The following is a 7607-nucleotide window of genomic DNA, read 5'->3' on the forward strand; positions in this document are numbered from 1 at the left end:
TGGCGGGTGTAGTGGCAAAACCTCTATGGAAAGCCATTTCTTCGAATAAAAAAGGATCCCTCATCGCTTGGATTACGATAGGATGCTTTATAGGAAGCTTGCTTCGATTTTTCGGCCACTTCGTTGCAGGAATCGTTTTTTACGGTCAGTTCGCTCCGAAAGGACAACCGGTCTGGCTCTATTCACTCGTTTATAATGGTGGATATATGTTGCCTGCATTCATTCTTAGTGCGATCATCGTGTCGCTGCTGTTTCTACAGCGGCCAAAGCTACTAATAAGGTAAAATTACCCCTCGCTTTTATTAAAAAGTGAGGGTTTTTTTAGGTAATAGGTTTGATATGTGACAAATGAGTGAAAATAGTAGTGCACCCCACAAAAGAAGGCGGACTGACAAATGAAGAATTTTATGAAGAAACGAATGCACAAGCGGAAAGAAAAGCTTAAACGAATTCATAAAAGCAAACTATTTTGGATCATTGCTGTATTTATTCTCGTTAATACCCTTATGATTGCTTACCATACCTCATGGAAACCGTTACCTGAAGGGATCTCTTATGAAGGAGAGACTCACTCGATGGATGATATCGAGTTCTTTTATGATCTTACTTATGAAAATAAGGACGGAAAAACGGTCCATGATCGACATATTTTTCAGGAACTAGGTCGTACCATTTCTGAAGCGGAAGATTTTATTGTAGCTGACATGTTTTTATTTAATGGTTATACGAACGGTAAAAACGAATTTCCGCCGATCTCAGAAAATTTGGTGGACCAAATCATTCAGCAGAAAGAAAAGTATCCGGATCTTAAGGTTGTTTTCATCACTGACCAGATCAACACAATTTACGGATCCTATGAATCGGAAACTATCCGCAGGTTAGAAGATGCCGGAGTAGATGTCGTTCTTACCAATATAAATAAATTAAGAGACTCCAACCCTCTCTATTCAAGCTTATGGCGTATGTTCGTTTCATGGATGGGAACAGGTGATGACGGATGGATTGGCAATCCGATAGCTAAAGAAGCTCCGGATGTTACATTAAGATCTTATTTGAAACTTCTTAATATCAAAGCGAACCACAGAAAGTTGTTAGTAACAGAAGATTCTGCTATCGTACAAACCGCGAACCCTCATGATGCGAGTGGCTATCATGAAAACGTCGCGTTTAAAATGGAAGGACCGATCATTAAAGACATTTTGGAAGCTGAAGAAGCTGTCGTAAATTATTCAGGTGAAGCTGATTTTCCAGACTACGAGAACAGGACGTGGGAAAAGCAAGAAGGTAATCTGCAAACTCAATTCGTGACGGAAGGAAAAATCTATCGCTCAATTTTGGAGGAATTGAAGAATGCAGGAGACGGGGATAACATCTGGCTTGGAATGTATTACTTGGCAGATCGGAAAATCATAGATCAACTTGATAAGGCAGCCGATCGTGGCGCTGTGGTGAATATTGTTATGGACCCAAACAAAAAAGCTTTTGGTCACCAAAAACCTGGGCTGCCGAACCTCCCAGTGGCAGCTGAATTAAAAAATTTGGGCAACAAAAATATCAATATGCGTTGGTATGAGGTCAATGTTGAACAGTTTCACACCAAAATGCTTTATATTGATAAACAGGAAGAAAATGTGATCATTGCTGGCTCTGCGAATTATACGAGACGTAACCTGGCAAACTTGAATCTTGAATCTGATGTCGTCATTAAAGGGCCACCTTCAGAAGATATCTTTAAGGAAGTAGATGGTTTCTTCAAGAGAATTTGGAATAATGAAGACGGGGAAACGTATACGGCTGATTATTCCGAATATCAGGGAAATCTGACGTTCATACGCTATGTGACCTATTATTTGCAAAAATGGACGTGGTTTACGACTTATTAAACCGCCGAGTTCATAGAGAAAAGACTGAATCGAATCCGATTCAGTCTTTTTTTTGTGAGGAATATGAATAAAGACTCATAGTTGATTGGATATTTATGTTATTGTAAAAATTGGTAGTTAAACACAAAATTAAAAAATATGAAATCGTCATGGGAAAGCCATAGACGAATAAAATAGTAGGGGTGTAGGGAATATGAGATTCTTTCATTTAATCGTTTTATTCTTTATTATCATTACGATCCTGACGGGGTGCGGCGAAAAGGGAAATATAGAAAATCATTTCCACTTATCTTTGAATGGAGAGAGTGAGCATTGGGAAGTAGAAAACTATGAAGTTAAATGTACACCTCATTCATTTAAGGCGGGGGATGGTAAGGTGACATTTAAAAGTAATGAAACGATGAGTTCAGATTATTATAAGATTGATGTCCATGCTGTCATCGGTGAAGAAGATAAGGTTGTTCAAGCAAAGTCCGTCAGTGGGGAAACGAATCTGGAAATAATAGAAACTGGTCATACCAACGGCGATACATATGTAAATCGTGATGGTGAACCGATTACTTTTAACGAGGTCAGTCGTATTTATATGGTTATAGAATGGCGTGATCATGAAAAAAGAAAAATGATGAAAGAGACAATTGACCTCAAGGGTTAAAGAATTTTTGTTAGGAATTCGCCTTATTAGAAGAGGGAGACATTATGGAAAATTGGTTGATTGATCTACTGAATACCTATGGATACCTGGGTATTCTATTTCTGATTGCATTTGAGAATATCTTCCCCCCGATTCCTTCGGAGGTCATCCTGACTTTCAGTGGATTTATGACGACAACGTCCGATCTGAGTATTTGGGGGGTCATCTTTTATGCTACAGCAGGGTCTGTGATCGGAGCGATGGTACTATACGGCATAGGTTTACAGCTGGATGTAGAGAAGCTCGAAAAGATCGTCGATAAGTGGGGGCATTTATTACGCTTGACGAAGAAAGACATTCATAAAGCGGATCAATGGTTTGATCGATACGGACCGTGGACCGTGCTGTTTTGCAGATTTGTACCATTGGTTCGAAGCTTGATCTCTATACCAGCTGGGATGTCCAATATGAACTTTATATTATTCTTAGCATTGACCGGACTGGGGACGCTGATTTGGAATGTAGTGCTCGTAAATATCGGGGCTTCCCTGGGTGCTTCGTGGGAAGAGATAATCGTATACATGAACGTCTATAGTAAAGTGATTTATCTATTCTTAGGATTTTTCTTTGTGTTTTTCACCATATGGTTTATAAAGAAGAAAAGGACAGCTTGATCAAAGACTATTGAAGGAGCAAAAAGATGAAGCATACGATCCATAACCCCAGAATAGTAGAAAAAGCACAATTGGATCAAAAAGAGTTTAAAGACATTAATAGTTTGAAGGTACTTGTGGAAAAGGAAGCCATTACTTTGAAGCTGGAACTGGATTATAAGATGAGTAAAACAACGAGAGAAAAGGATCAGATGAGTGAATTCATGTATTATGACGGAAATTTACTCATTGGATATATTGGAATCTGTCAATTTGGAGGAGATATGCTGGAAGTCAACGGGATGGTCCGCCCGGAGTATCGGCGTCTTGGCGTCTTTCGTCAATTATTTGCTCAAGTAAAAGAGGAATGGAAAAAAAGAGAGGCAGAGGATCTGTTGTTACTCACAGATGCAAACTCTCTATCTGGACGCTCATTTATCAAGTCTTTAGGAGCTCTTCATGATCATTCAGAGTATGACATGCTTTTAAAAGATGGAACAACAAAACAGCGACCCATTCATGATTTAGCCCTTCGCAAGGCTGGCAATCAGGATGCCAAAGAAATATCGCGGCAAAATGCAATTTATTTTCAAATCGATGAGACAGATACAGCATTGACTTTACCAGAAGAAGAAGAAAAGCGTGGAGTAACCATCTACATGGCCGAGCTGAACGGGCAGTCTGTAGGCAAGGTTCACTTAGAAGTGAGTGGTGGGAAAGGCGGAATTTATGGATTAGGAGTTTTGCCAGAGTATCGGAGAAAAGGGTATGGGCGTTCCATTTTGATTCAGGCCGTAAATATACTGATGGAAAAACAGCTGAGTGTGATTATGCTGCAAGTAGAATCAAAAAATGAAAACGCCCTTTCCCTTTATCAGTCGTGCGGTTTTAAGGTTACTTCAACGATGGAATATTATAAGCTGAGCAAGAATGATAACAATACGTAGAACGAAACTGATCGTAAAGAAAGGCCAGATGCTCGAAAGAGCAACTGGCCTTTCTTTAACAGTTTTTCAGGAGATAAGTATAGAAGTATGATAAACTTTCTAAGTTAATTAGCATTTTGTGAAAAAGGAGCGGAAACAATGGTGCAATCACTGATTTTTGATATGGATGGAACGTTATTTCAAACAGATAAGATATTAGAATTATCACTGGAGGATACGTTTAATCATTTACGGTCTTTAAATAAATGGGATGGGGAAACCCCTATTGAACAGTACCGCGAAATTATGGGGGTACCTTTACCTAAAGTGTGGGAAACTTTATTACCTGATCATTCTACCGAAGTTAGAGAACAAACGGATGCTTATTTTTTGGCAAGGCTTGTAGAAAATATAAAAAGTGGAAAGGGTGAGTTATATCCTGATGTAGAAGAAGTTTTCCGTTATTTAAAAGAAAAAAACTATTCGATTCACATAGCAAGTAACGGTTTAACCGAATACTTAACTGCCATCGTTAGTTATTATCGTTTGGATCGTTGGGTTACGGAAACATTTAGTATTCAACAGATACGATCGCTGAATAAAGGTGATTTAGTACAAGCAATCATAGATAAATATGATGTAAAAAATGCAGCAGTCGTCGGAGACCGCTTATCTGACATAAAAGCAGCTAAATACAACGGTTTGATTGCAGTAGGATGTAATTTTGATTTTGCACGAGAGGATGAACTCGCTCATGCTGATGTGGTCATCAATGATTTAATTGAGCTTAAAACCATGTTTCCGAAAAAGAGGGTGCTAGGATTTAATGGAAACTATTGATGTTGTGTAAGATGAAACAATCTCGTTTGTGATACGTAAATAGACTAATAAGCCACAAGGAGGGAAAACACATGGGGATTGGTTCATGGATTGTGTTGTTTTTTGTTGTCTTTATGGCTATAGGTGGGTTTAAGAAAAAGAAAAGCTGACGTATGGATCTGATTAATTTGAGAGAAGAAAGCATTATAAGACATAGAAAAAAAGGAGCTTCCGCTATGAGGAAGCTCCTTTTCAATCAAGCTTAAATAAACTTAAGATTAATCCTAAGTATTTACTTTCGTACCTTTCACCTGTTTTACAAATTCTTTCATAATCGCCGGTAAGTCTGGCCACGCATGTCCGGATACAAGGTTATTGTCGACATAATTCATTTCATCGATATACTCTGCTCCAATGCTCTGCACTTCAGGCTTGCAGGCATGGTAGGCGGTCAATTTACGTCCTTTTACAACGTCTGCAATTGTCGTTAATACAAGACTCCCATGACACATCACGGCAATCGGTTTATCCGCGATAAAGAAATGACTCACAATTCCTGGTAATTCTTCATTCATACGAATATGCTCAGGTGCCCGGCCTCCAGGGATAATTAATGCATCATAATCGCCTGGGTTCACATCGGAAAATGTTTTGTTCGATTCAATCATATAGCCTCTTTTTTCCGTGTACGTCTCCCAATCTTCAAAATCGTGAATGACCGTGTTTAGTTTTTTCTGATGAGGAGCGGCGATATCGACTTCAAAACCTTCTTCTAAACAACGGAAATAAGGGTAATACACTTCTAAAGCTTCCACAGCGTCGCCTGTTACAATCAAAACTTTCTTTGCAGACAATTCATACCCTCCTAGGATAGCAGATTTGGAAATGCACAGTAGCCTTATTCCCTCAATTATCCAATTATAATCTAGCATTTTATTTAATAGGCATTTAATTTGAGGGTCTGAAGCGTATTCTTAGATAGTTCAATCATGGAACGTTATTCGACGGTCTATATAGAATGGAGCAAAAGTTATGGTGGGGAAAGGAATAAAAGAAGTGGTGAACTTGGCGTGGATTTCTGGATGGCTCGTCATGGTTCTTTGTTTATTGGCGAACGTCTCGCCATGGTTTTTAATAGTGGCCATGTTGGGAAAGGGCATTGGAGGCATGATTTATTTATTCAACTTCGTAAGTCTATTTTTACTGATTCGATACAGAAAAATTTATTTGCATGATCGACCGTATAAAAGAAAGCTACTCCTTATTCTAGTCTATTTGGTTGTTTATCCTTTTTTATTTATCTCAATAATGGAGGGCGTTTGAATGAATGGGATGATCTTTCAGTTCTGATTTTTTAATGAGACGCCAGAAACAGATTTCTTTTCTTTCCTAATGGATTTTGAAATAATATTCCTTGCATCAAGGAAAGAGGAGGAATGACATTGAGTCATACAAATAGATCGACTAAACCACTGTTTGAGACTTTTACTAGTGAAAATTTGCAAGTATCCAACCGTACAGTGATGGCACCGATGACACGCGGTTTTTCGCCAGGTGGAGTGCCTGGAGAAGATGTGGCAGCTTATTACAGGCGCCGAGCTGAGAATGGAGTAGGCTTAATTGTGACGGAAGGAACAGGAATTAATCATCCGGCCTCTGTTTCTGGAGCTAATATTCCTGTCTTTCACGGGGAAGAATCACTGAACGGATGGGCGAATGTTGTTAAACAAGTTCACGAAGCAGGTGGGAAAATTGTTCCCCAGCTATGGCATGTGGGCATGACTCGTAAGAAGGGAGATCTTCCGAACGAAGAGGCATTACCTGTAGGACCATCAGGCTTGAGCTTGAACGGTGAACAAATTACAGAACCAATGACAGAGGAAGAAGTGGTTGGACTGGTTGAAGCTTATGCTCAGGCTGCAGCTGATGCGAAACGTCTAGGTTTCGACGGAATCGAGATTCACGGAGCTCATGGTTACTTGATTGACCAGTTCTTCTGGAAAAATACAAATAAACGTACAGATCGTTATGGTGGTGATCTCGTAGGCCGAACCCAATTCGCTGTTGAAGTCGTAGAAGCATGCCGGCGTGAAGTAGGTCCTGACTTCCCGATTATTTTCCGCTTTTCTCAATGGAAAATGAATGATTTTAAAGCGAAACTGGCTGAAACACCGGATGAGTTAGAGAGTTTCTTGAGTCCACTTGTAGAAGCTGGCGTTGATATTTTTCACTGTTCAACAAGGAGGTTCTGGGAAGCAGAATTTGAAGGTTCAGAGTTAAACTTAGCCGGCTGGACGAAAAAACTTACAGGTAAGCCTGTTATTTCTGTTGGATCTGTTGGACTTGATGGAGAGTTTACAAGTTTTTCCGAGGCGAATACGACGAGTCTTGATGGACTGATTGAAAAGCTGGATCAAGAGGAGTTTGACCTGGTTGCCATTGGTCGTTCTCTGTTGATGGATCCTGAGTGGGTAAGGAAAGTAAGAGACGGCAGAGCTGATGATTTACTGCCATTTGATAAAGAAGCATTGCAAAAATTATACTAATCTCTTTAAGCAGGAGTTCCTCTAATGAGGAGCTCCTGCTTCTGTTTATCTAGGAAATTATAAATATATTTAGGGGTGGACTGTGGATAACTTTTTACGGTGTGAGTCTACATCTAGCTCCAGCGCCTAGCCCCTCGAGGTCATAA

9 protein-coding genes are annotated in these 7607 nt (G+C 39.6%); 8 read left to right on the forward strand and 1 reads right to left on the reverse strand.

Annotated features, from left to right (window positions below):
* From LD39_RS09585 to LD39_RS09610, 6 genes are all read left to right on the forward strand, one after another.
* On the forward strand, window positions 1–284 hold a 284-nt coding region (locus LD39_RS09585), incomplete at its 5' end, for an energy-coupled thiamine transporter ThiT (protein ID WP_035545593.1).
* 111 nt (window positions 285–395) lie between these two features.
* Window positions 396–1883, forward strand: a complete 1488-nt coding sequence (locus LD39_RS09590; protein ID WP_231572551.1) for a phospholipase D family protein — start codon at window positions 396–398, stop codon at window positions 1881–1883.
* Window positions 1884–2076: 193 nt separating this feature from the next.
* Complete coding sequence (locus LD39_RS09595) at window positions 2077–2538, forward strand: hypothetical protein (protein ID WP_035545594.1); 462 nt, start codon at window positions 2077–2079, stop codon at window positions 2536–2538.
* 44 nt (window positions 2539–2582) lie between these two features.
* Window positions 2583–3191, forward strand: a complete 609-nt coding sequence (locus tag LD39_RS09600; protein WP_035545595.1) for a DedA family protein — start codon at window positions 2583–2585, stop codon at window positions 3189–3191.
* A gap of 26 nt (window positions 3192–3217) precedes the next feature.
* Entirely contained in the window at window positions 3218–4117 is a 900-nt protein-coding gene (locus tag LD39_RS09605; protein WP_035545597.1) for a GNAT family N-acetyltransferase, read from the forward strand.
* A gap of 138 nt (window positions 4118–4255) precedes the next feature.
* Complete coding sequence (locus LD39_RS09610) at window positions 4256–4936, forward strand: HAD hydrolase-like protein (protein WP_035545598.1); 681 nt, start codon at window positions 4256–4258, stop codon at window positions 4934–4936.
* Between the two features lie 263 nt (window positions 4937–5199).
* On the opposite strand, the gene LD39_RS09615 is transcribed toward LD39_RS09610, so the two are convergent.
* On the reverse strand, window positions 5200–5769 hold the full coding sequence (locus LD39_RS09615; RefSeq protein WP_035545599.1) for a DJ-1/PfpI family protein: 570 nt from the start codon (window positions 5767–5769) through the stop codon (window positions 5200–5202).
* 135 nt (window positions 5770–5904) lie between these two features.
* Between LD39_RS09615 and LD39_RS09620 the strand changes: the two genes are divergently transcribed.
* Both LD39_RS09620 and LD39_RS09625 read left to right on the forward strand, forming a co-directional pair.
* Complete coding sequence (locus LD39_RS09620) at window positions 5905–6150, forward strand: hypothetical protein (protein WP_156112606.1); 246 nt, start codon at window positions 5905–5907, stop codon at window positions 6148–6150.
* A 201-nt stretch (window positions 6151–6351) separates the two neighbouring features.
* Window positions 6352–7461 (forward strand): NADH:flavin oxidoreductase, encoded by a 1110-nt coding sequence (locus LD39_RS09625; RefSeq protein ID WP_156112607.1) that lies wholly within the window; start codon window positions 6352–6354, stop codon window positions 7459–7461.
* Window positions 7462–7607 lie beyond the last annotated feature (146 nt).

Source organism: Halobacillus sp. BBL2006 (genome assembly GCF_000786645.1).
Classification (GTDB): Bacteria; Bacillota; Bacilli; order Bacillales; family Halobacillaceae; genus Halobacillus.